Origin of the sequence: Streptomyces sp. NPDC102462, assembly GCF_044765425.1 — a bacterium.
Taxonomy (GTDB): domain Bacteria; phylum Actinomycetota; class Actinomycetes; order Streptomycetales; family Streptomycetaceae; genus Streptomyces.
Window position 1 is genome coordinate 21315 of record NZ_JBIWKB010000018.1, and the last position, 23859, is coordinate 45173.

The window sequence follows — 23859 nt, forward strand, 5'->3', positions numbered from 1 at the left end:
TCCTGTGGAGTGGTTCTGTACGCCTTACTTCATCGGCGCCAGGTGATCTTTGCTGTAAAGGCCCGGAACCCGGGGGCGTTCCGTCCGCGTTCGCGGGGGAATGCCCCTGGAGGCTCCGGAGTCAAGCCTACGGCGTGTGAACGGGGTGCGTTACTCGCCCTTGGCCTTCGCGATGATCTCCTCGGCGACGTTCCGCGGAACCTCGGCGTAGGAGTCGAACTGCATCGAGTAGCTTGCGCGACCCGACGTCTTGCTGCGGAGGTCGCCGACGTAGCCGAACATCTCCGACAGGGGCACGAGGCCCTTGACGACGCGGGCACCGGCCCGCTCCTCCATGGCCTGGATCTGACCACGGCGGGAGTTGATGTCGCCGATGACCTCACCCATGTAGTCCTCGGGCGTGGTGACCTCGACGGCCATCATCGGTTCGAGCAGTACGGGGCCGGCCTTGCGCGCGGCCTCCTTGAAGGCCTGCGAGCCGGCGATCTTGAACGCGAGTTCGGAGGAGTCGACCTCGTGGTAGGCACCGTCGAGCAGGGTGACCCGGACACCGGTCATCTCGTAGCCCGCGAGGATGCCGAACTGCATGGCCTCCTGCGCACCGGCGTCGACCGAAGGGATGTACTCCTTCGGGATACGGCCACCGGTCACCTTGTTCACGAACTCGTACGCCATGTCGCCGCTCTCGATCGGCTCGATCGAGATGATGACGCGACCGAACTGACCGGTACCACCCGTCTGCTTCTTGTGGGTGTACTCGACCTTGTCGACCTTCTTGCGAATGGTCTCGCGGTACGCGACCTGCGGCTTGCCGACGTTGGCCTCGACCTTGAACTCTCGCTTCATCCGGTCGACGAACACCTCAAGGTGCAGCTCGCCCATACCGCCGATGATGGTCTGGCCGGTCTCCTCGTCCGAGTGGACCTGGAAGGAGGGGTCCTCCTCGGCCAGACGCTGGATCGCGACGCCGAGCTTCTCCTGGTCGCCCTTCGACTTGGGCTCGATCGCGACCTCGATGACCGGCGCCGGGAAGTCCATGGACTCCAGGATCACCGGGTTCTTCTCGTCGCTCAGCGTCTCACCGGTGGTGGTCTGCTTCAGGCCCATGACGGCGACGATGTCGCCGGCGCCCACCGACTCGATCTCCTCACGCTTGTTGGCGTGCATGCGGTAGATCTTGCCGATGCGCTCCTTGCGGCCCTTGACGGAGTTCAGCACGGCGGTGCCGGACACCATGCGGCCGGAGTACACCCGGACGAAGGTGAGCTTGCCCAGGTGCGGGTCGCTCATGATCTTGAACGCCAGCGCGGACAGCGGCTCGTCCTCGGACGGCTTGCGCTTGACGACGACCTCGGGGTCCTTGACGTCGTGGCCCTCGATGGCCTCGACGTCCAGGGGCGAGGGGAGGTAGCGCACGACCGCGTCGAGCAGGGGCTGGACGCCCTTGTTCTTGAACGCGGTACCACAGAACACCGGGGTGACAGTGGTGCCGGTGCCCTTGCCGGACGCGATGGTGATACGACGGATGGCCGCGTACAGCTGCTCCTCGGTGGGCTCCTCGCCCTCCAGGTACAGCTCCATCAGCTCTTCGTCGTTCTCGGCGACGGCCTCGAGCAGCTTGCCGCGCCACTCGTCGGCGGCCTCGGTGTGGGTGGCCGGGATGTCGACGGTGTCGTACATCTCGCCCTTGGTGGCCTCGGCGGACCACACCAGGGCCTTCATCTTCACCAGGTCGACGACGCCCTTGAAGTCCGCCTCGGCACCGATCGGCAGCTGCATGACCAGCGGCTGGGCGCCCAGTCGGTCGGAGATCATGTCGACACAGCGGTGGAACTCGGCACCGGTGCGGTCGAGCTTGTTGACGAAGCAGATGCGCGGAACGCCGTAGCGGTCCGCCTGACGCCACACCGTCTCGGACTGCGGCTCAACGCCGGCGACGCCGTCGAACACCGTCACGGCACCGTCGAGGACGCGCAGGGAGCGCTCCACCTCGACCGTGAAGTCGACGTGGCCCGGGGTGTCGATGATGTTGATGGTGTGGTCGACGTCTTCCAGCGCCCAGTGACAGGTGGTGGCAGCAGAGGTGATCGTGATGCCACGCTCCTGCTCCTGCTCCATCCAGTCCATGGTGGCAGCGCCGTCGTGGACCTCACCGATCTTGTACGAAACGCCGGTGTAGAACAGGATCCGCTCGGTGGTCGTCGTCTTGCCCGCGTCGATGTGGGCCATGATCCCGATGTTGCGGACCTTGGCCAGGTCAAGTGAAGTGGTAGCCATAAGGCTTCAGTCTTCTCTCGGTCTCGATGTGGGTAGCGACTACCAGCGGTAGTGCGCGAAGGCCTTGTTGGACTCGGCCATCTTGTGCGTGTCCTCGCGCTTCTTGACGGCCGCACCGAGGCCGTTCGAAGCGTCGAGAAGTTCGTTGAGCAGACGCTCGGTCATGGTCTTCTCGCGACGGGCGCGGGAGTAGCCGACGAGCCAGCGCAGCGCGAGGGTGTTGGCGCGACCGGGCTTGACCTCGATCGGAACCTGGTACGTCGCACCACCGACACGGCGGGACTTGACCTCAAGGGTCGGCTTGATGTTCTCCAGCGCGCGCTTCAGCGTGATGATCGGGTCGTTGCCCGTCTTCTCACGCAGACCCTCCATGGCGCCGTAGACGATGCGCTCGGCGGTGGAGCGCTTGCCGTTCAGCAGCACCTTGTTGATCAGGGAGGTCACCAGAGGGGAGCCGTAAACCGGGTCGATGATGACCGGGCGCTTCGGGGCGGGGCCCTTACGAGGCATTCTTACTTCTCCTTCTTGGCGCCGTAACGGCTGCGGGCCTGCTTGCGGTTCTTGACACCCTGGGTGTCGAGGGAGCCACGGATGATCTTGTAGCGAACACCCGGCAGGTCCTTCACACGGCCGCCGCGCACGAGCACGATGGAGTGCTCCTGCAGATTGTGTCCCTCACCCGGAATGTAAGCGGTGACCTCGATGCCGCTGGTCAGACGCACACGCGCGACCTTACGCAGGGCCGAGTTCGGCTTCTTCGGGGTGGTCGTGAACACGCGCGTGCAGACGCCCCGACGCTGAGGGGAACCCTCAAGTGCGGGCGTCTTGTTCTTCTCGACCTTGTCCTGCCGGCCCTTGCGGACCAGCTGCTGGATCGTAGGCACTACTTCTCCGGTTTCTGTGTGCCGATGTGTACAGCTAACCTGGAACGCCTCCGACCCACGCGGTCGGGTGTGTCGAATCCCGCAGACTCCCGCCGAGTGGCGAAAAGGTCGCAGATTACGGTGGCCGATGTCGGCTCGCCGTGCGGTTGAAGGCACGCACGAGAGCCAGGGCACACCCCAGGCACAAGGTCTGAGCGTACCTACCTCATACGCTGCGGTCAAAACAAATGGGACGCAGCCGCCTGGCCCCGCGAGCGATGTCAAGCCCGGCCCCGCTATGTGATCTTCAAATCCCCGATCAAGCCGTCCCGCGGCACAGGACCGGGTGCCCGATCGGCGCCTGTTCATGCACCCGGACTCCAGCGTTGCCGCCCCGTACCGGCCCTGTCCACCTCGCTGCACACCGGCGCGGCACCGACATCACCTCGCCCCTCGGCGGCCCGCCGTGGCGGATCCTGCTCGGCGGCCCGCCTGGCGGCTGCTGCTCCGGACGGCAGCACGGCTCGGACGGGTGCCGACGGGCGCGACCGTCCTCGCTCTGCGCGTACTGGGGGCCGTCGTGGCCCTGGTCGCCGCCTTGACGATTGCGCTGTCCACACCCGTCGGCATCGCCTGCGGGCCGGCCCGGTGCGCGGTCGCTCGGACGCCGAGGGGCGGCCACCCCGGCGTCGGGGGTGGCCGCCCTTCGGTTCAGGCTGCTCGCTTACTGGTTGTACGGACCGTAGTCGTAGTCCTCCAGCGGTACGGCCTGGCCGGAGCCCGTGCCGAACGGCGAGTAGTCGATGTCGTCGTAGCCGACGGCCGAGTACATCGCGGCCTTGGCCTCCTCGGTCGGCTCGACCCGGATGTTGCGGTAGCGGGACAGACCCGTACCGGCCGGGATGAGTTTACCGATGATGACGTTCTCCTTGAGGCCGATCAGGGAGTCGGACTTGGCGTTGATCGCCGCGTCCGTGAGGACCCTGGTCGTCTCCTGGAAGGACGCGGCCGACAGCCACGACTCGGTCGCCAGCGACGCCTTGGTGATACCCATGAGCTGCGGACGACCGGAGGCCGGGTGACCGCCCTCCTGGACCACCCGACGGTTCTCGTGCTCGAACTTCGAGCGCTCGACCAGCTCGCCGGGCAGCAGCTCGGCGTCGCCGGACTCGATGATCGTCACACGGCGCAGCATCTGCCGGATGATGATCTCGATGTGCTTGTCGTGGATCGACACACCCTGCGAGTTGTACACCTTCTGGACCTCGCCGACCAGGTGGACCTGGACGGCACGCTGGCCCAGGATGCGCAGCACGTCGTGCGGGTTGGTGGCACCCACGGTGAGCTTCTGGCCCACCTCGACGTGCTCGCCCTCGCTGACCAGGAGTCGGGCGCGCTTCGAGATCGGGTAGGCCGTCTCGTCGCTGCCGTCGTCCGGGGTGACGACGATCTTCTTGGTCTTCTCGGTCTCCTCGATCCGGACGCGGCCGGTGGCCTCGGAGATCGGGGCGACACCCTTCGGGGTACGAGCCTCGAACAGCTCGACGACACGCGGCAGACCCTGGGTGATGTCGTCACCGGCCACACCACCGGTGTGGAAGGTACGCATCGTCAGCTGGGTACCGGGCTCACCGATGGACTGGGCGGCGATGATGCCGACCGCCTCACCGATGTCGACCAGCTTGCCGGTGGCGAGCGAGCGGCCGTAGCACATGGCGCAGGTGCCGACCGCGGACTCGCAGGTCAGGACCGAACGGGTCTTGACCTCCTCGACGCCCTGGAGGATCAGCTCGTCCATGAGCACGTCGCCCAGGTCGGTGCCGGCCGGGGCCAGCACCTTGCCGTCGACCACGATGTCCTCGGCGAGGCAGCGCGCGTACACGGACGTCTCGACGTTCTCCGCCTTGCGCAGCACACCGTCGGCGCCACGCTCGGCGATCTGCAGCTTGAGGCCACGGTCGGTGCCGCAGTCCTCCTCGCGGATGATGACGTCCTGCGAGACGTCCACCAGACGACGGGTCAGGTAACCCGAGTCGGCGGTCCGCAGGGCGGTGTCCGCGAGACCCTTACGGGCGCCGTGCGTGGAGATGAAGTACTCGAGGACGGACAGGCCCTCACGGAAGGACGCCTTGATGGGCCGCGGGATCGTCTCGTTCTTCGCGTTCGACACCAGACCACGCATACCGGCGATCTGACGCATCTGCATCATGTTGCCGCGCGCACCCGAGTTCACCATCATGAAGATCGGGTTGGTCTTCGGGAAGTTGTCGTTCATCGCCTCGGCGACCTCGTTGGTCGCCTTGGTCCAGATTGCGATGAGTTCCTGCGTGCGCTCGTCCTTGGTGATCAGACCGCGCTCGTACTGCTTCTGGACCTTCTCGTCCTGCGCCTCGTAGCCGCGGACGATCTCCTTCTTCGCCTCGGGGACGACGACGTCGGAGATGGCCACGGTGACACCGGAACGGGTCGCCCAGTAGAAGCCGGCCGCCTTCAGGTTGTCGAGCGTCGCCGCCACGATGACCTTCGGGTAGCGCTCGGCGAGGTCGTTGACGATCTCGGAGAGCTGCTTCTTGCCGACCTCGTAGTCGACGAAGGGGTAGTCCTCGGGCAGCAGCTCGTTGAAGAGCGCACGCCCCAGCGTGGTCTTCAGCCGGAAGCTGTCGCCCTGCTGCCACGCCGCCGCTCCGACGAGCTCGTCGCCCTCCTCCTGCGCCGGCGGGGTCCAGCCGCGCGGCGGGATGGTGCCCACCGGGAAGCGGATGTCGACCTTCGCCTGGAGCGACAGCTCGCCCGCGTCGAACGCCATGATCGCCTCGGCCGCCGAGCCGAAGGACCGGCCCTCGCCCTTGACGTCCCGCATCTCGGAGTCGGTGGTGAGGAAGAACAGACCGAGGACCATGTCCTGGGTCGGCATCGTCACCGGACGGCCGTCGGCGGGCTTGAGGATGTTGTTCGAGGACAGCATCAGGATGCGGGCCTCGGCCTGCGCCTCCGCGGACAGCGGCAGGTGCACGGCCATCTGGTCACCGTCGAAGTCCGCGTTGAACGCGGTGCACACGAGCGGGTGGATCTGGATGGCCTTGCCCTCGACCAGCTGCGGCTCGAAGGCCTGGATGCCGAGGCGGTGCAGGGTGGGCGCACGGTTCAGCAGCACCGGGTGCTCGGCGATGACCTCTTCGAGGACGTCGTACACGACGGTGCGGCCGCGCTCCACCATGCGCTTGGCGCTCTTGATGTTCTGCGCGTGGTTCAGGTCGACCAGGCGCTTCATCACGAACGGCTTGAACAGCTCCAGCGCCATGGCCTTCGGCAGACCGCACTGGTGCAGCTTGAGCTGCGGGCCGACGACGATGACGGAACGCGCCGAGTAGTCGACTCGCTTGCCGAGCAGGTTCTGACGGAAGCGGCCCTGCTTGCCCTTGAGCATGTCGGACAGCGACTTCAGCGGACGGTTGCCGGGGCCCGTGACGGGGCGACCGCGGCGGCCGTTGTCGAAGAGCGCGTCGACGGCCTCCTGGAGCATGCGCTTCTCGTTGTTCACGATGATCTCGGGCGCGCCGAGGTCGAGAAGCCGCTTCAGTCGGTTGTTGCGGTTGATGACACGGCGGTACAGGTCGTTCAGGTCGGAGGTCGCGAAGCGGCCACCGTCCAGCTGCACCATCGGACGCAGGTCCGGCGGGATGACCGGCACACAGTCCAGAACCATGCCCTTGGGGCTGTTGGACGTCTGCAGGAACGCGGAGACGACCTTCAGCCGCTTGAGGGCGCGGGTCTTCTTCTGGCCCTTGCCGGTGCGGATGATCTCGCGGAGCCTCTCGGCCTCCTCGTCGAGGTCGAAGGACTCCAGGCGCTTCTGCAGCGCCGCGGCACCCATCGAGCCGTCGAAGTACGTGCCGAAGCGGTCACGCAGCTCGCGGTAGAGCAGCTCGTCGCCCTCCAGGTCCTGGACCTTGAGGTTCTTGAACCGCGTCCACACCTCGTCGAGGCGGTCGATCTCGCGCTGCGCACGGTCGCGCAGCTGCTTCATCTCGCGCTCGGCGCCCTCGCGCACCTTGCGGCGCACATCGGCCTTGGCGCCCTCGGCCTCCAGCTCGGCGAGGTCCGCCTCCAGCTTCTTGGCACGGGCTTCCAGGTCGGCGTCGCGGCGGTTCTCGACCTGCTGCCGCTCCACGGAGACATGCGCCTCCAGGGAGGGCAGGTCGCGGGTGCGGCGCTCCTCGTCGACGTACGTGATCATGTACGCCGCGAAGTAGATGACCTTCTCCAGGTCCTTCGGGGCGAGGTCGAGCAGGTAGCCGAGGCGCGACGGAACGCCCTTGAAGTACCAGATGTGCGTGACGGGCGCGGCCAGCTCGATGTGGCCCATCCGCTCACGGCGCACCTTGGCGCGCGTGACCTCGACGCCACAGCGCTCGCAGATGATGCCCTTGAAGCGGACGCGCTTGTACTTGCCGCAGTAGCACTCCCAGTCCCGGGTGGGGCCGAAGATCTTCTCGCAGAAGAGTCCGTCCTTCTCGGGCTTGAGGGTGCGGTAGTTGATGGTCTCGGGCTTCTTCACCTCGCCGTGGCTCCACTGACGAATGTCGTCAGCGGTGGCCAGGCCGATCCGGAGCTCGTCGAAGAAGTTGACGTCGAGCACTATGCGTCAATCCCTCTCAGGGTTGTAAGTCTGTGGTCTGAAACGGGGGCCTGGGGGTCGGCGGGCCTCCTGATCAGAGGGCCCGCCGGACTCCCGTCAGACCTCTTCGACGCTGCTCGGCTCGCGCCGGGACAGGTCGATGCCGAGCTCCTCCGCAGCGCGGAAGACGTCCTCGTCGGTGTCACGCATCTCGATGGACATACCGTCGCTGGACAGCACCTCCACATTCAGGCAGAGCGACTGCATCTCCTTGATGAGCACCTTGAAGGACTCGGGGATGCCGGGCTCGGGGATGTTCTCGCCCTTGACGATGGCCTCGTACACCTTCACGCGGCCGGTGACGTCGTCGGACTTGATGGTCAGCAGCTCCTGGAGGGCGTAGGCGGCGCCGTACGCCTCCAGCGCCCACACCTCCATCTCGCCGAAGCGCTGACCACCGAACTGCGCCTTACCACCCAGCGGCTGCTGGGTGATCATCGAGTACGGACCGGTCGAGCGGGCGTGCAGCTTGTCGTCGACCAGGTGGTGCAGCTTCAGGATGTACATGTAGCCGACCGAGATCGGGTCCGGGAAGGGCTCACCGGAGCGGCCGTCGAACAGCCGCGCCTTGCCGGACGGGAGGACCATGCGGTCACCGTCGCGGTTGGGGATGGTGTGCTCCAGCAGACCCGCCAGCTCGTCCTCGCGGGCACCGTCGAACACCGGGGTGGCGACGTTGGTGCGCGGGTCGACCTGGTCGGCGCCGATGTTCTGCAGGCGCTGCGCCCACTCGTCGGCGAGTCCGGAGACGTCCCAGCCCTGGCTGGCGAGCCAGCCGAGGTGGATCTCCAGGACCTGTCCCGGGTTCATCCGGGACGGCACACCGAGCGGGTTCAGGATGATGTCGACGGGGGTGCCGTCCTCCAGGAACGGCATGTCCTCGATCGGCAGGATCTTGGAGATGACGCCCTTGTTGCCGTGCCGGCCGGCGAGCTTGTCACCGTCGGTGATCTTGCGCTTCTGCGCGACGTAGACGCGGACCAGCTGGTTCACGCCCGGCGGCAGCTCGTCGCCCTCCTCGCGGTCGAAGACGCGTACGCCGATGACCTTGCCGGTCTCGCCGTGCGGCACCTTCAGCGAGGTGTCACGGACCTCACGGGCCTTCTCGCCGAAGATCGCGCGCAGCAGGCGCTCCTCGGGGGTCAGCTCGGTCTCGCCCTTGGGGGTCACCTTGCCGACGAGGATGTCACCGGCGATGACCTCGGCGCCGATGCGGATGATGCCGCGCTCGTCGAGGTCGGCCAGGACCTCCTCGGAGACGTTCGGGATGTCCCGGGTGATCTCCTCGGGGCCGAGCTTGGTGTCACGGGCGTCGACCTCGTGCTCCTCGATGTGGATCGAGGAGAGGACGTCGTCCTGCACGAGGCGCTGCGACAGGATGATCGCGTCCTCGTAGTTGTGACCCTCCCACGGCATGAACGCCACGAGCAGGTTCTTGCCGAGCGCCATCTCGCCGTTCTGGGTGGCCGGACCGTCGGCGAGGACCTGGCCCTCGACGACCCGGTCGCCCTCGTTGACGATGACCTTCTGGTTGACGGAGGTGCCCTGGTTGGAACGGGCGAACTTGGCGAGGCGGTAGGTGATGTATGTGCCGTCGTCGTTGGCGGTGGTGATGTAGTCGGCGGAGACCTCCTGGACCACACCGGCCTTCTCGGCCTTGACGACGTCGCCGGCGTCGACGGCGGAGCGGTACTCCATGCCGGTGCCGACGAGCGGAGCCTCGGACTTGATGAGCGGCACAGCCTGGCGCATCATGTTCGCGCCCATCAGGGCACGGTTGGCGTCGTCGTGCTCCAGGAAGGGGATCATGGCGGTCGCGACCGACACCATCTGGCGCGGCGAGACGTCCATGTAGTCCACGTCCTCGGGGCCGACGTAGTCGACCTCGCCGCCACGGCGGCGGACCAGCACGCGGGCCTCGGCGAACCGCATCTCCTCGTTCAGCGGCGCGTTGGCCTGCGCGATGACGAAGCGGTCCTCCTCGTCGGCGGTCAGGTAGTCGACCTCGTCGGTGACCTGGCCCTCGACGACCTTGCGGTAGGGCGTCTCGATGAAACCGAACGCGTTGACCCGGCCGTACGAGGCGAGCGAGCCGATCAGACCGATGTTCGGGCCTTCCGGCGTCTCGATCGGACACATGCGGCCGTAGTGCGACGGGTGCACGTCACGGACCTCGAAGCCGGCCCGCTCACGGGAGAGACCACCCGGGCCGAGGGCGTTCAGACGCCGCTTGTGCGTCAGCCCCGACAGCGGGTTGTTCTGGTCCATGAACTGGGACAGCTGGCTGGTGCCGAAGAACTCCTTGATGGAGGCGACGACCGGCCGGATGTTGATCAGGGTCTGCGGCGTGATCGCCTCGACGTCCTGGGTGGTCATGCGCTCGCGCACGACGCGCTCCATACGGGCGAGACCCGTACGGACCTGGTTCTGGATCAGCTCGCCGACGCTGCGGATACGACGGTTGCCGAAGTGGTCGATGTCGTCGGTCTCGACCATGATCGAGCGACCGGACTCGCCGAGAGTCTCGGTCTCGCCGGCGTGCAGCTTCACCAGGTACTTGATGGTGGCGATGACGTCGTCGGTGGTGAGCACGCCGGCGTCCAGCGGCTCGTCCGCGCCGAGCTTCTTGTTGACCTTGTAGCGGCCGACCTTCGCCAGGTCGTAGCGCTTCGGGTTGAAGTAGAGGTTCTCGAGGAGCGTCTGCGCGGCCTCGCGCGTGGGGGGCTCGCCCGGGCGCAGCTTGCGGTAGATGTCGAGCAGCGCGTCGTCCTGGCCCTGGGTGTGGTCCTTCTCCAGGGTGGCGCGCATCGACTCGTAGTCGCCGAACTCCTCCAGGATCTGCTCGGTCGTCCAGCCGAGCGCCTTCAGGAGGACGGTGACGGACTGCTTGCGCTTGCGGTCGATGCGGACACCGACCATGTCGCGCTTGTCGATCTCCATCTCCAGCCAGGCACCCCGGGACGGGATGATCTTGGCGGAGAAGATGTCCTTGTCGGATGTCTTGTCGATGGTGGAGTCGAAGTAGACACCGGGGGAACGGACCAGCTGGGACACCACGACACGCTCGGTGCCGTTGATGACGAAGGTGCCCTTGTTCGTCATGAGCGGGAAGTCGCCCATGAAGACGGTCTGCGACTTGATCTCGCCGGTCTCGTTGTTGGTGAACTCGGCCGTGACGAAGAGCGGGGCGGCGTACGTGAAGTCGCGCTCCTTGCACTCGTCGATCGAGTTCTTCGGCGGCTCGAAGCGGTGGTCCCGGAAGGTCAGCGACATCGACCCGGAGAAGTCCTCGATCGGGGAGATCTCCTCGAAGATCTCCTCCAGACCGGACTTGGTGGGGACGTCCTGACCGTTCTCAAGAGCCTCCTCGACCCGACTCTGCCAAGCGGTGTTGCCGAGCAGCCAGTCGAAGCTCTCGGTCTGCAGCGCGAGCAGGTTCGGAACCTCAAGAGGCTCCTTGATCTTTGCAAAGGAGATGCGCAGCGGGGCGGTGCTGGCGCCGTTGTTCGTATTCGCGGTCGAGGCGTTGCGCGAGGCGGCCAAGAGGGGGTCCTTCCGAGGGCTCGGACTCACTACGCGCGTACCGGCCCCTCTCCCATACACGAAGACAGAAACCCCAGGTCGAGGGGGGTTCGGTCATCAATGCTCGGGTGAGGACAGACCCCTGGTGACGGGCAGGGGACAGCTAACAGGCAGCGCAAAGGGTCAGTGTAGCCACTTGGCACACTGATGTCCAGTCCCGCTTTTCTGAGACCCTCGTTGTCCTCAACGCCTGCGCCATGCCTGCCCTCAACGCACGTTCATACTGCCCTCTTCGCCGTCGATCCATGCCTCGGAACCTGGATCGTTGTGACGACGCGTCCTGAGAATTGCGCGCTGCGTGCGGTTCGTCAAGGCCCCCCAGTCCAACCCGGGCTTCCGGGGACACGACGAAGATCACCATACCCCCCGCTCACGCGGGTGCAAGGCAGCCGCGGTCGGACCTCCGGGAAAGCCGAAGAGCGACCACCCGGATGGATGATCGCTCCTCGGTGCGCTCGCGTTACAGCCCGCTCAGGGGCCGCAGGGGGCGTGCGACGGGGTTCGCGGAACCCCGGAAGGTCTTACTTGACCTCGACGGAGGCGCCGGCGCCCTCGAGGGACTCCTTGGCCTTGTCCGCGGCCTCCTTGTTGACCTTCTCCAGAACCGGCTTCGGCGCACCGTCGACCAGGTCCTTGGCCTCCTTCAGACCCAGCGAGGTCAGCTCGCGCACGACCTTGATGACCTGGATCTTCTTGTCGCCGGCGCCGGTGAGGATGACGTCGAACTCGTCCTTCTCCTCGGCGGCCTCGACCGGGGCGGCCGGACCGGCCGGGCCCGCGACGGCAACCGCGGCGGCGGCGGTGACGTCGAACTTCTCCTCGAACGCCTTCACGAACTCGGAGAGCTGGATGAGGGTCATCGACTCGAACTCGGCGAGCAGTTCGTCCTGGGTGAGAGCCATGGTGGCTTTCCTTCCACTAATTCGGCTGGTGCCGGATGTACATGTCTGGCGGGCGTACGTACGGCCCGCTACGACCTCCGCCTCGGGCGGCGGCGGTCATGTCGCGAGCCGAATTACTCGGCACCGCCCTGCTCGGCCTGCTTGGCGCGCAGCGCGTCCACGGTGCGGACGAGCTTCGACGGGAGCGCCTGGAAGACCTGAGCAGCCTGGGTCTGCTTGCCCTTCAGAGCGCCCGCCAGCTTGGCGAGCAGAACCTCGCGGGACTCAAGGTCCGCGAGCTTCTTGATCTCGTCGGCGGACAGCGCCTTGCCGTCAAGGACACCGCCCTTGATGACGAGATTCGGGTTGTCCTTGGCGAAGTCACGCAGACCCTTCGCCGACTCCACCGGGTCACCGGTGACGAAGGCGACAGCCGTCGGACCGTTGAACAGGTCGTCCAGCGTCGTGATCCCGGCCTCGTTGGCCGCAATCTTGGTCAGCGTGTTCTTCACCACGGCGTACTGGGCGTTCTCACCGAGCGACCGGCGCAGCGTCTTGAGCTGCGCCACGGTGAGACCGCGGTACTCGGTCAGCACGGCGGCGCTGGAGTTGCGGAACTGCTCCGTCAACTCGGCCACCGCGGCAGCCTTGTCGGGCCTCGCCATAGAGCCTCGGCCTCCTTCCGGGTGATTCTGACCGCGCGGACCCGAAGGAGGACTGGGGAAACGAAACGCCCCGGCGCAGGCGCACGGGGCGGACTCGACCGGTCGTACACGCGCGACAGGCGCGCACTCCGGGAGTTCTTCCTCTGTCACCTGCGCGGGTCGCCCACTTTCCAGCGGATCCTTCGGCCACCGCGCACTCGTCCGAGCGCGCGGCAACGACCAGCGGTCTTTGGCTTCTGTAGGAGAGTAAGGGAACGGATCGCCGTCAGGCAAATCCGTCCCTACGGGGGCTTCCGTACGGGTTCAGCCCTGCTCGGCGCCCTTCATCATCTCGGCCAGGTCGGCGGTGTCCTTGGCGGGCGGGGCGGTGACCTTCACCGGCTTGTTGTAGTCGAGGAAGGTGATCGTCATGTCGAGCGGGCCCTTCTGGGCGTCGCCGCGCATGCGGAACTGCTTCGTGTGGTGCTCGCCGTCGATCCACATGTCCATGGTCATCGAGTCGAGGCCCATCTTCTCGTACTGCTCGATGCTCTTCTCGCGCTGCTCGCGGGACTCCTTGTTCTTGTCCTTGAGGTTGTTGTCCTTGAGCGTGGTCCGCAGGTCGTCGAGGCTGACCGTGCCCTTGTAGTGGGTGGTCTCCACACCGTCGACGGTCTCGGTGCCGACCTTCTTCACGTCCTTGGAGCCGGTGAGGAAGGTGGAGTCAGCGGCCGGGTTCTTGCCGGCCTCGCCGGCGCCGAGCTGGTCCATGGAGAGCCCGCTGTCCTCGCCGAGTGCGGACATGTCGAACTTGATCCAGCTCTTGCCGTCCATCTCCTTGGTCATCTCGGCGTTGCCGCCGAGGTACATCGCCTTGTCGATGAGCCGGATCTCGACCTGTCCGTCGGTGGTCTTGTCCTGGACCGACATCTTCATGCTCATGGCCAGCGGCTTGACGCTCATCGCCGCCTCGCCGTCGATCTTGCCCTCGCCCGGGACGCTGCCGGTCAGCCGGTAGCGGAACGACGTGATGTCGTCCGCGTTCTTCGCGGCCTCGGCGACGGCCGCGGCCGGCTCCATCTCGGGCGACTTCGCCGCGCCGTCCTTCGCGCCGCAGCCGACCGCCCCTCCCGCGAGCAGCAGGACAGCGATACCGGTGACCCCCACCGAAGACCTCATGGACACAGCAAACCCTCTCCCCCCACGTCACACGTGGAACACATGGAACACATGTCTGATACACAGGTACGGGCTCGATCGTATCCGGCGGGTACGCACGGGGTCTTCCCGGTTTGCCGGTGCTCACCTGGCGAGCGGTTTACCGGACACCGGCTCAGGAGGTAGGTCTGCTTCCGCTCTGCTGCGCGATGAGGGCCTTGAAGTCCTCGGTGTCGGCCGCGGGAGGCTCCTCGACCGAGACCCGTACGCCGTAGTCGCTGTAGTACGCGGTGCTGGTCATCGTGCCGTTGGCCGTGTCGCCCTTCTCCACCTTTTTGACCAGCAGGTCCCGGTCGTTGACCCAGATGTCGACGGTCTCGGTGGTGATGCCGGCCTGGTCGAGCTGCTTCTTCAGGTCGGCCAGCCTGCTCGCGTCGAGGCGGGAGCCGCGGGTGACGAGGTCGGCGACCTCCACCGTCCCGGCGTAGTGCGCGGTGTTCTGGCCGGACACCTTCTCCTCGCCGACCTTCCGCACGTCCCCGGAGGCCAGCAGGAGCTTCACGGACTGCTCCGGCGTGGAGTTGCGCATCTGGTCCTTGAGGTACACGCCCGAGCTGCCGCGGAGGTCGGCCAGGTCGTCGTAGGCGTACTTGATCCAGTGCTTGCCGCCCGCCTGCTCGGCGAAGGCGTCGCTCATCCTGGCGTAGTAGGCGTCGGGGAGATAGCGGGCCTGCATCGAGGCCAAGCCGAGCCGCCGCATCGTGTCGGCCGCCGTGCCGCCGGTGTAGGTGAGGGTGAGCGTGCCGGTGATGCCGTCGGCCCAGCCGAGGGAGCCTTCGGCCGTCATGGACATCACGGAGCCCACGGTGGTCGTGGAGCGGACCCTGGCCGACTCGGCCCCGGCCGTGGACTTCTCGGCGGAGCGCAGGGCCGCGACGGGACTGACCCGCGTCGTCTGCCGCTCCCCCGCGTCGCCGCCCGATAACCCCTCACCGGAGGAACCACCGGCGGCGGGGCCCGGGGAGCCGCAGGCGGCCACCGCCGCCAGCGCGGCCGCCACCGCCGTCGAGAGGGTCATGCGGCGCACGCTCGTGCTCTTCATGTCGTCCCACCCCTGTGCGAGTCCGGTGTGCGCACGCTAACGCAGCACACCGACAGCCGTACGCGAAGCGCGCAAAAGAAAAGAGCGGGCCCCGCACCTCGAATGGGTGCGGGGCCCGCCCTGTGCGACGCGTACCTGACGCGGCGGCCGGGGATGAGCGCGGGCTCAGACGGCGGCCGGGTCCTCCTGGACGAGGAGGTTGCGGGTGCGGTTCGGGTCGACCGGGATGCCGGGGCCCATCGTGGTGGTGATGGCGGCCTTCTTGATGTAGCGGCCCTTGGCGGCGGACGGCTTCAGACGCAGGATCTCCTCCAGCGCCGCGCCGTAGTTCTCCACCAGCTTGCTGTCGTCGAACGACGTCTTGCCGATGATGAAGTGCAGGTTCGAGTGCTTGTCGACACGGAACTCGATCTTGCCGCCCTTGATGTCGCCCACGGCCTTGGTCACGTCGGGGGTGACCGTGCCGGTCTTCGGGTTCGGCATCAGACCGCGCGGGCCGAGGACGCGGCCGAGACGGCCGACCTTGCCCATGAGGTCCGGGGTGGCGACGACGGCGTCGAAGTCCAGACGGCCCTTCGACACCTCGTCGATCAGTTCGTCGGCGCCGACGATGTCGGCGCCCGCGGCACGCGCGGCCTCGGCACGGTCACCGGTCGCGAAGACCAGGACCCGGGCGGTCTTGCCGGTGCCGTGCGGAAGGTTCACGGTGCCACGGACCATCTGGTCGGCCTTGCGCGGGTCGACACCCAGACGGAAGGCGACCTCGACGGTGCCGTCGAACTTGGTCGTGGAGGTCTCCTTGGCGAGACGGACGGCTTCGAGCGGGGCGTACAGCTTCTCCCGGTCGACCTTGGCGTCCGCAGCGCGGAGAGCCTTGCTGCGCTTGCTCACAACTGCTCCTGAGGTGTGCTGGAAAGGAGTCGTGGTACGGGCCGAGCAGGCCCTGCCACGTGCGGCGTCGCACCGCCGCATGGGTTCTGCGAGGTGGGACTCAGCCCTCGACCGTGACGCCCATGGAACGGGCGGTGCCGGCGATGATCTTCGCGGCGGCGTCCAGGTCGTTGGCGTTGAGGTCGGGCATCTTGGTCTGGGCGATCTCGCGGACCTGCGCCTCGGTGATCTTGGCGACCTTGGTCTTGTGCGGCTCGCCGGAGCCCTTCTCGACGCCCGCGGCCTTGAGGATCATCTTCGCGGCCGGCGGAGTCTTGGTCACGAAGGTGAAGGAGCGGTCCTCGTAGACCGTGATCTCCACCGGGATGACCCAGCCACGCTGCGACTCGGTCGCGGCGTTGTAGGCCTTGCAGAACTCCATGATGTTGACGCCGTGCTGGCCCAGCGCGGGGCCGACCGGCGGGGCCGGGTTGGCGGCGCCGGCCTGGATCTGGAGCTTGATCAGCCCCGTGACCTTCTTCTTCTTGGGAGGCATGTGCTCTCTCCGGGTCCTTAGTGAGAGTGTTCCGCCATCCGATCCGGATCATCCGGACGGAGGCATACCGCACCACGGTAGCGGGTACACGGGCGCGGCCAAAAACCGAGCAGGTCAGACGGCCGCCCGAGCGTCCGCCCGACCTGGTCGGAGGCGTTACGTCCGTAAGGACGTCAGTTCTTCTGGATCTGGTCGAAGGACAGCTCGACCGGCGTCTCGCGGCCGAAGATCTCCACCAGGCCCTTGACCTTCTTCGAGTCCGGGTTGATCTCGTTGATGGTGGCCTGGAGCGTGGCGAACGGGCCGTCGGTGACGGTGACCGAGTCGCCGACCTCGAAGTCCAGCACCTGGACCTCGACCTTGCGCTGCGGAGCGGGCTTGCCCTCGGCCTCGGCGGCCTCACGGGCGGCCTTCTCCTCGGCCTCCGGTGCGAGCATCTTGACGATCTCGTCCAGGGTCAGCGGGTACGGGTCGTAGGCGTTGCCGACGAAGCCGGTGACGCCCGGCGTGTTGCGGACGACGCCCCAGGACTCGTTGGTCAGGTCCATGCGGACCAGGACATAACCCGGCAGCTTGTTCTGCTTGATCGTCTTGCGGTCGCCGTTCTTGATCTGGACGACCTCCTCCTGCGGCACCTCGGCCTGGAAGATGTAGTCCTCGACGTTCAGCGAGACGGCGCGCTGCTCCAGGTTGGTCTTCACGCGGTTCTCGTAACCGGCGTAGGTGTGGATGACGTACCACTCGCCGGGCAGGGTCCGCAGTTCCTCGCGCAGCGCCGCGACGGGGTCGACGGGCTCCGCGGGCTCCTCCTCGGCGACCTCGTCCTCGGCGTCCTCGGCGGCCTCGCCGTCCTCGTCTTCGTTCACGACCTGCAGGGCGGCCTCCTCGGCCGGCTCCCCCGCCTCGGCCTCGGCAGCCTCGAACTCGTCCTGCTCGTCCGCGCCCTCGACGATGTCGAGCTCGTCGTCCACCGCCTCGGCGGCATTCCCGCGAGGCTCAATGGCGTCGTTCAGGTTCGGGTCAGACACGATGGCTGCTTCTTCCTGGATACATAGAGGTGGAACATGCGAAAAGGGGCGCCGGTACCACGGCGCCCTTCGCTCTCGGCTCAGCCGAAGACGTACTTGGCCGCGTGGTTGAGCCCATAGTCAATCACGGTCACCAACGCGATCATGATGGCGACGAAGAAGATCACCACGGTGGTGTACGACGTCAGCTGGTTACGCGACGGCCAGACGACCTTACGGAGTTCCGCGACGATCTGGCGGTAGAAGATCGCCAGCCGCTTCAGCGGGCCCTTCTTGGCACGCTTGCCACCCTTACGGGTCTTCTTCTTGGACTCCGGTACCTCGTCCTGGGCATCAGGAGTGTCGATGGAGCCCACGGCGTCCGTCATTCGTCCTCACCTGATCCCGGGTCGTGGCCGTGCCGCGCCCGGTTCTGAGCCGCACGGCGGTGCAATGCTGTACGTACATGCGCACACATCCTGGCGGTGTGTGTAGCAGGGCCGGAGGGACTTGAACCCCCAACCGCTGGTTTTGGAGACCAGTGCTCTACCAATTGAGCTACGACCCTTTGATGTCCCCCAACGTACCGCATCCGACCGAGTGCTCGGTGTGCACCGGCTCGAAGGCGGCCCCCGAAGGCCAACGAGGTGAGAGTGTACGTGGTCCCGGGCCCGGCGTCGAACAGTAAGTACCCGTCGGCGCCCGCAAGATGCAAGATCGTCCTGGCCGGGGGCCGAATCCGGACGCGTGTTCACGGGTCGGCCCCTTGCCGTTCAGTCTGTGAAACCCGCGTGCCGGGGACATTTCCGGTCTGAAACGATGGCTCCATGAGCGCTGCAACCCCTCCCACCGAGCGCCGGGTCTCCGCCCGAGTCGGCGCGATCTCCGAGTCCGCCACCCTCGCCGTGGACGCCAAGGCCAAGGCCCTCAAGGCCGCCGGGCGTCCGGTGATCGGCTTCGGCGCCGGCGAACCCGACTTCCCGACGCCCGGCTACATCGTCGAGGCCGCGATCGAGGCCTGCAAGAACCCGAAGTACCACCGGTACACCCCGGCGGGCGGCCTGCCCGAACTGAAGGCCGCGATCGCCGCGAAGACGCTGCGCGACTCGAACTACGAGGTCGACCCGTCGCAGATCCTCGTCACCAACGGCGGCAAGCAGGCCATCTACGAGGCGTTCGCCGCGATCCTCGACCCGGGCGACGAGGTCATCGTCCCGGCGCCGTACTGGACGACGTACCCGGAGTCGATCCGTCTCGCCGGCGGTGTCCCGGTGGAGGTCGTGGCGGACGAGACCACCGGCTACCGGGTGAGCGTGGAGCAGTTGGAGGCGGCGCGCACGGACAGGACGAAGGTCGTCCTCTTCGTCTCGCCCTCCAACCCGACCGGCGCGGTCTACAGCGAGCCGGAGGCCGAGGCGATCGGCCGCTGGGCCGTCGAGCACGGCCTGTGGGTGCTGACGGACGAGATCTACGAGCACCTGGTGTACGGCGACGCGACGTTCACCTCGCTGCCCGCGATCCTGCCGGAGCTGCGTGACAAGTGCATCGTCGTCAACGGCGTCGCGAAGACGTACGCGATGACCGGCTGGCGCGTGGGCTGGCTCATCGGCCCGAAGGACGTGGTCAAGGCCGCCACGAACCTCCAGTCGCACGCCACGTCGAACGTGTCGAACGTCGCGCAGGCCGCGGCCCTCGCCGCGGTCTCCGGCGACCTGAAGGCCGTCGCGGAGATGCGCGAGGCGTTCGACCGGCGGCGCCGGACGATCGTGCGGATGCTGGACGAGATCGACGGCGTGGTCTGCCCGGAGCCGGAGGGCGCGTTCTACGCGTACCCGTCGGTGAAGGCGCTGATCGGCAAGGAGATCCGGGGCAGGCGCCCGCAGAGCTCCGTGGAGCTGGCCGCGCTGATCCTGGAGGAGGCCGAGGTCGCGGTCGTCCCGGGCGAGGCGTTCGGCACCCCGGGCTATCTGCGGCTGTCCTACGCCCTCGGTGACGAGGACCTGGTCGAGGGCGTGAGCCGGATCCAGAAGCTGCTGGCGGAGGCCAGGGACTGAACCCGCTCACGGCGAGCGGGCCGGCGGGCCGTCTCCTTCGGGAGGCGGCCCGCTTCTGTGTGCGGGCAAGACCACGAACGGGGAAACGGCTACCGGGACACGGGCGAGGTGCGGCAGGATCCTGGAATGGAGCGTGTACGTGATGTCTCTGACCTGCCGAAGGCCCATCTCCACCTGCACTTCACCGGCTCGATGCGGCCCAGCACCCTGCTGGAGCTGGCCGACAAGCACGGCGTGCGCCTGCCGGAGGCGCTGACCGACGCACTGACCAGCGGGGAACCGCCGCGGCTGCGGGCCACGGACGAGCGGGGCTGGTTCCGCTTCCAGCGGCTGTACGACGCGGCACGCTCCTGCCTGAGGGAACCGGAGGACATCCAGCGCCTGGTCCGCGAGGCCGCGGAGGAGGACCTGAAGGACGGCTCCGGCTGGCTGGAGATCCAGGTCGACCCGACGTCGTACGCACCGCGCCTCGGCGGCCTCATCCCGGCCCTGGAGATCATCCTGGACGCGGTGGACACGGCCTCGCGGGACACCGGTCTGGGCATGCGCGTACTGGTGGCCGCCAACCGCATGAAGCACCCGCTGGACGCCCGCACCCTGGCCCGGCTCGCGGTGCGCTACGCGGACCGTGGCGTGGTCGGCTTCGGCCTGTCGAACGACGAACGCCGTGGCATGGCACGGGACTTCGACCGCGCGTTCCACATCGCGCGCGAGGGTGGCCTGCTGTCGGCCCCGCACGGCGGCGAGCTGACCGGCCCGTCCTCGGTCCGCGACTGCCTGGACGACCTGCACGCGAACCGGGTCGGCCACGGGGTGCGCGCGGCGGAGGACCCGCGCCTGCTCAAGCGGCTCGCGGACCGTGAGGTGACCTGCGAGGTGTGCCCCGCCTCGAACGTGGCGCTGGGCGTGTACGAGAAGCCGGAGGACGTCCCGCTGCGCACGCTCTTCGAGGCGGGGGTGCCGATGGCGCTGGGAGCGGACGATCCGCTGCTGTTCGGCTCGCGTCTGGCCGCCCAGTACGGGCTGGCCCGGGAGCACCACGGCTTCACGGACGCGGAACTGGCTGAGCTGGCCCGGCAGTCGGTCAGGGCATCGGCCGCGCCAGCGGAGCTACGGGCAAAGCTGCTGTCCGGCATCAACGACTGGCTCACCCACCCGACCCCCTAAGGCTGGGGGCCCGGGGAACTGCACGCCCAGCCCCACCCCACCCGCACCCATCAGGGGCGCGGGGAACTGCGCGAACAACCCCAACCCAGCCGCACCCGACCCACAACCCCAACCCACCCACAGGGGCGCGGGGAACTGCGCAACCACCCCCAACACCGGCCGCACCCGACCCACAACCCCAACCCACCCACAGGGGCGCGGGGAACTGCGCGCCCAGCCCCACCCCACCAGCACCCAACCCACAACCCCAACCCACCCACAGGGGCGCGGGGAACTGCGCGACCACCCCCAACACCGGCCGCACACCAAACCGGCCAAACCAGCAGAGCTACGGGCGGAGCTACAGGCTCACGCCAACCGTGACCGGCTCATTGACCAGCGTGATCCCGAAGGCCGCGCGGACCCCGGCCACGACCTCACGGGCCAGCGCGAGCAGATCCTCCGTGGTGGCCCCACCCCGGTTGGTGAGGGCAAGGGTGTGCTTGGTGGAGATGCGCGCGGGCCCGCTGCCGTACCCCTTGGTGAAGCCCGCCTTGTCGATCAGCCAGGCCGCGGAGGTCTTGGTACGGCCCTCGCCCGCGGGGTACGCGGGCGGCTCGGCGCCGTCCCCGAGCCGTTCCCGCACGCGCGCGTGGAACGCGGCGAACTCCGCGTCCGTGAGGACCGGGTTGGTGAAGAAGGACCCCGCCGACCAGGTGTCGTGGTCCTCGGGGTCGAGCACCATGCCCTTACCCGCACGCAGCTTCAGAACGGCTTCGCGCGCGTCGGCCAGCGGCACCCGGTCGCCGGGCTGCACGCCGAGCGCCCGGGCCGTCTCGGCGTATCGGAGCGGCGCCGACAGCCCGTCCGCGTCCTCCAGTGCGAAGCGGACCCGCAGCACGACGTACCGCTCCGGGGCGGCCTTGAAGCGGCTGTTCCGGTACGAGAACGCGCACTCGGCGTTGGTGAGCGTGACCGTCTCCCGGGCCCTGCGGTCGTAGGCGATGACCTCGGTGATGGTGGAGGAGACCTCCTGGCCGTACGCCCCGACGTTCTGGATGGGTGTCGCGCCCGCGGAGCCGGGGATGCCGGCAAGGCACTCGACGCCCGCGAGCCCGGCCTCGACGGTGCGGGCGACGGCGTCGGTCCACACCTCGCCGGCCGCCAGTTCCAGGCGCGTGCCGTCCAGTTCGACCCCGCGGGTGGCGATGCGCAGCGCGGTGCCGTCGAAGCCCTTGTCTCCGATGACCAGGTTCGACCCACCGCCGATCAGCAGCAGGGGGGTTCCGCTGTCGTCGGCCTCCCGGACGGCGGCGACGACCTCGGCGTCGGTGGCGGCGGTGACCAGCCGGGCGGCGGGTCCGCCCAGCCGGAACGTGGTCAGCGGGGCGAGCGGGGCGTCGTGGAGTTCCTGCACGCGCCCAAGACTACGAGACGGCACCGACATCCCCGGTCGGCCGGTGGGCACGCGCGTGTACGGCCCAGCCGGGGAGGGCGGGGCCGTACGCGCGCGTGCCGGTCGGGGGTTCAGTGGGCGGCGGTCTCCAGTGCCGGCTCCGGTTCGGCCCGGGTCACGAGCGGGCCGGGGGTGCGGCGGGCCGGGATCAGCAGGGCGGCGATCCCGGCGAGCGCCACCGTCGCGGCGCCGGTCACCAGGGCGGGCCGCAGGCCGTCGACGAAGGACCGCGCGGACTCGTAGCCGCCCTGCGCCGCGAAGATCGACGACATGACCGCGATGCCGAGCGCGCCGCCCACCTCGCGCAGGGCGTTGTTGGCGCCGGACGCGATGCCCTGCTCGGACACCCGGACGCTGGACATGACCAGGTTGGCGGCCGGGGCGAAGTACAGGGCCATGCCGATGCCGCTGACGATCAGGCCGGGCAGTTGCGCGGCGTACGAGACGTCGGCGGTGACCACGGAGGCCAGATAGCCGAGTCCGGCGGCCTGGAGGAACAGGCCGGCCGCGACGACCGGACGGCCGCCGATGCGGTCGGAGAGCATCCCGGCGACCGGCGCGACCAGCATCGGCATGCCGGTCCAGGGCAGCATCCTGACGCCCGCCTCGGTCGGCGAGTAGCCGAGCACGCCCTGCATGTACTGGCTGAGCAGGAAGATCGAGCCGAACATCCCGAGGAACATGAGAAGGCTGGCGGCGTTGATCCCGGCGAAGGCGCGGGAGCGGAAGAGCCGCATCGGGAGCATGGGGTTGCGGGCGCGGGAGCCGTGGACGACGAAGGCGATCAGCAGCGCGCCGCCGGCGAGCAGGCCGGTGAGGACGACGGAGTCGGTCCAGCCGTCGGCGGGGCCGCGGACCAGCCCGTAGACGATCCCGAAGAGTCCGCCGCTGGCGAGCAGGGTGCCGGGGATGTCGAGCGGTGCGCCGGTGCCGTGGGACTCGGCGAGGCGGAGCCGGGCGAGCGGCAGCAGGGCGAGGCCGAGCGGGACGTTCAGCCAGAAGATCCAGTGCCAGGAGACGTGTTCGGTGAGGCTGCCGCCGATGAGCGGCCCGGAGGCCACCGCGAGTCCGTTGACGGCACCCCAGATCCCGTATGCCATGCCGCGCTTGGCGGCGGGCACGGCCGCCGTCAGCAGGGTGAGCGTCAGGGGCATCATCACCGCCGCGCCGAGGCCCTGCACCGCGCGGGCCGCGATCAGCGAGTCGATGCCGGGCGCCATGGCCGCGGCGGCGGAGGCGCCGGTGAAGACCGTGAGCCCGGCGAGGAAGAGCCGGCGCCGGCCGAAGCGGTCGCCGAGCGCGGCGCCGAACATCAGCAGGACGGCGAAGGTGAGCGTGTAGGCGCTGACGGTCCATTCCAGGTCGTCCAGCGCCCCTCCCAGGTCCTCGCGGATGGAGGGCAGGGCGGTGGTCACTACGAGGTTGTCCAGGGACGCCATGAATCCGGCGACGCTGGTGATGACGAGGGCCCATATGACTCCCCCGCGATGTGCCGTGCCCGGCGCGGTCTGCTGTGGCATCGCTCCCCCAGAGCATGATCGATGATTAGTTATGGATTACTAACTTTCGCGGGCATGGGAAGGCG

The 23859-nt window shown here is 68.0% G+C and carries 17 protein-coding genes and 1 tRNA gene; 2 read left to right on the plus strand and 16 right to left on the minus strand.

The window, feature by feature from the left end; all coding sequences use genetic code 11:
* Positions 1-150: 150 nt before the first annotated feature.
* The 14 genes from fusA to ACIRFL_RS17690 form a co-directional block, all read right to left on the minus strand.
* A complete protein-coding gene (gene fusA / locus ACIRFL_RS17625; RefSeq protein ID WP_404029276.1) occupies positions 151-2277 on the minus strand; it encodes an elongation factor G in 2127 nt (708 codons plus the stop codon).
* Between the two features lie 39 nt (positions 2278-2316).
* Positions 2317-2787, minus strand: a complete 471-nt coding sequence (gene rpsG, locus ACIRFL_RS17630) for a 30S ribosomal protein S7 (RefSeq protein ID WP_003992340.1) — start codon at positions 2785-2787, stop codon at positions 2317-2319.
* Positions 2788-2789: 2 nt separating this feature from the next.
* Positions 2790-3161 (minus strand): 30S ribosomal protein S12, encoded by a 372-nt coding sequence (gene rpsL / locus ACIRFL_RS17635; protein WP_003948652.1) that lies wholly within the window; start codon positions 3159-3161, stop codon positions 2790-2792.
* A gap of 703 nt (positions 3162-3864) precedes the next feature.
* On the minus strand, positions 3865-7779 hold the full coding sequence (locus ACIRFL_RS17640) for a DNA-directed RNA polymerase subunit beta' (protein WP_404029278.1): 3915 nt from the start codon (positions 7777-7779) through the stop codon (positions 3865-3867).
* A gap of 96 nt (positions 7780-7875) precedes the next feature.
* Positions 7876-11361: a DNA-directed RNA polymerase subunit beta gene (rpoB, locus tag ACIRFL_RS17645; RefSeq protein WP_404029279.1), complete on the minus strand. Its 3486-nt coding sequence runs from the start codon at positions 11359-11361 to the stop codon at positions 7876-7878.
* A 560-nt stretch (positions 11362-11921) separates the two neighbouring features.
* Entirely contained in the window at positions 11922-12302 is a 381-nt protein-coding gene (gene rplL, locus ACIRFL_RS17650) for a 50S ribosomal protein L7/L12 (protein WP_404029281.1), read from the minus strand.
* A 113-nt stretch (positions 12303-12415) separates the two neighbouring features.
* Positions 12416-12946 (minus strand): 50S ribosomal protein L10, encoded by a 531-nt coding sequence (gene rplJ / locus ACIRFL_RS17655; RefSeq protein ID WP_388702719.1) that lies wholly within the window; start codon positions 12944-12946, stop codon positions 12416-12418.
* A 303-nt stretch (positions 12947-13249) separates the two neighbouring features.
* Positions 13250-14104: a DUF1396 domain-containing protein gene (locus tag ACIRFL_RS17660; RefSeq protein WP_404029283.1), complete on the minus strand. Its 855-nt coding sequence runs from the start codon at positions 14102-14104 to the stop codon at positions 13250-13252.
* Between the two features lie 154 nt (positions 14105-14258).
* Positions 14259-15185, minus strand: coding sequence for a hypothetical protein (locus ACIRFL_RS17665; RefSeq protein ID WP_404029285.1), 927 nt, complete (start codon positions 15183-15185; stop codon positions 14259-14261).
* A 165-nt stretch (positions 15186-15350) separates the two neighbouring features.
* Positions 15351-16076, minus strand: a complete 726-nt coding sequence (gene rplA / locus ACIRFL_RS17670) for a 50S ribosomal protein L1 (RefSeq protein ID WP_404029287.1) — start codon at positions 16074-16076, stop codon at positions 15351-15353.
* A gap of 100 nt (positions 16077-16176) precedes the next feature.
* Positions 16177-16611, minus strand: coding sequence for a 50S ribosomal protein L11 (gene rplK / locus ACIRFL_RS17675; protein WP_030747472.1), 435 nt, complete (start codon positions 16609-16611; stop codon positions 16177-16179).
* 173 nt (positions 16612-16784) lie between these two features.
* Positions 16785-17639: a transcription termination/antitermination protein NusG gene (gene nusG, locus ACIRFL_RS17680; protein WP_404029289.1), complete on the minus strand. Its 855-nt coding sequence runs from the start codon at positions 17637-17639 to the stop codon at positions 16785-16787.
* Positions 17640-17719: 80 nt separating this feature from the next.
* The gene (gene secE, locus ACIRFL_RS17685; protein WP_351735887.1) at positions 17720-18007 is read right to left on the minus strand and encodes a preprotein translocase subunit SecE; all 288 of its coding nucleotides are present in this window, start codon (positions 18005-18007) and stop codon (positions 17720-17722) included.
* A gap of 106 nt (positions 18008-18113) precedes the next feature.
* A tRNA-Trp gene (locus ACIRFL_RS17690) sits at positions 18114-18186 on the minus strand.
* A 259-nt stretch (positions 18187-18445) separates the two neighbouring features.
* On the opposite strand from ACIRFL_RS17690, the gene ACIRFL_RS17695 reads away from it, so the two are divergent.
* Both ACIRFL_RS17695 and ACIRFL_RS17700 read left to right on the plus strand, forming a co-directional pair.
* On the plus strand, positions 18446-19672 hold the full coding sequence (locus ACIRFL_RS17695; RefSeq protein WP_404029291.1) for a pyridoxal phosphate-dependent aminotransferase: 1227 nt from the start codon (positions 18446-18448) through the stop codon (positions 19670-19672).
* A 126-nt stretch (positions 19673-19798) separates the two neighbouring features.
* Positions 19799-20839, plus strand: coding sequence for an adenosine deaminase (locus tag ACIRFL_RS17700; protein ID WP_404029293.1), 1041 nt, complete (start codon positions 19799-19801; stop codon positions 20837-20839).
* Between the two features lie 340 nt (positions 20840-21179).
* On the opposite strand, the gene ACIRFL_RS17705 is transcribed toward ACIRFL_RS17700, so the two are convergent.
* On the minus strand, positions 21180-22235 hold the full coding sequence (locus ACIRFL_RS17705; RefSeq protein ID WP_404029295.1) for a UDP-N-acetylmuramate dehydrogenase: 1056 nt from the start codon (positions 22233-22235) through the stop codon (positions 21180-21182).
* Between the two features lie 110 nt (positions 22236-22345).
* Positions 22346-23794, minus strand: a complete 1449-nt coding sequence (locus ACIRFL_RS17710; RefSeq protein ID WP_404029297.1) for a DHA2 family efflux MFS transporter permease subunit — start codon at positions 23792-23794, stop codon at positions 22346-22348.
* Between the last annotated feature and the right edge of the window lie 65 nt (positions 23795-23859).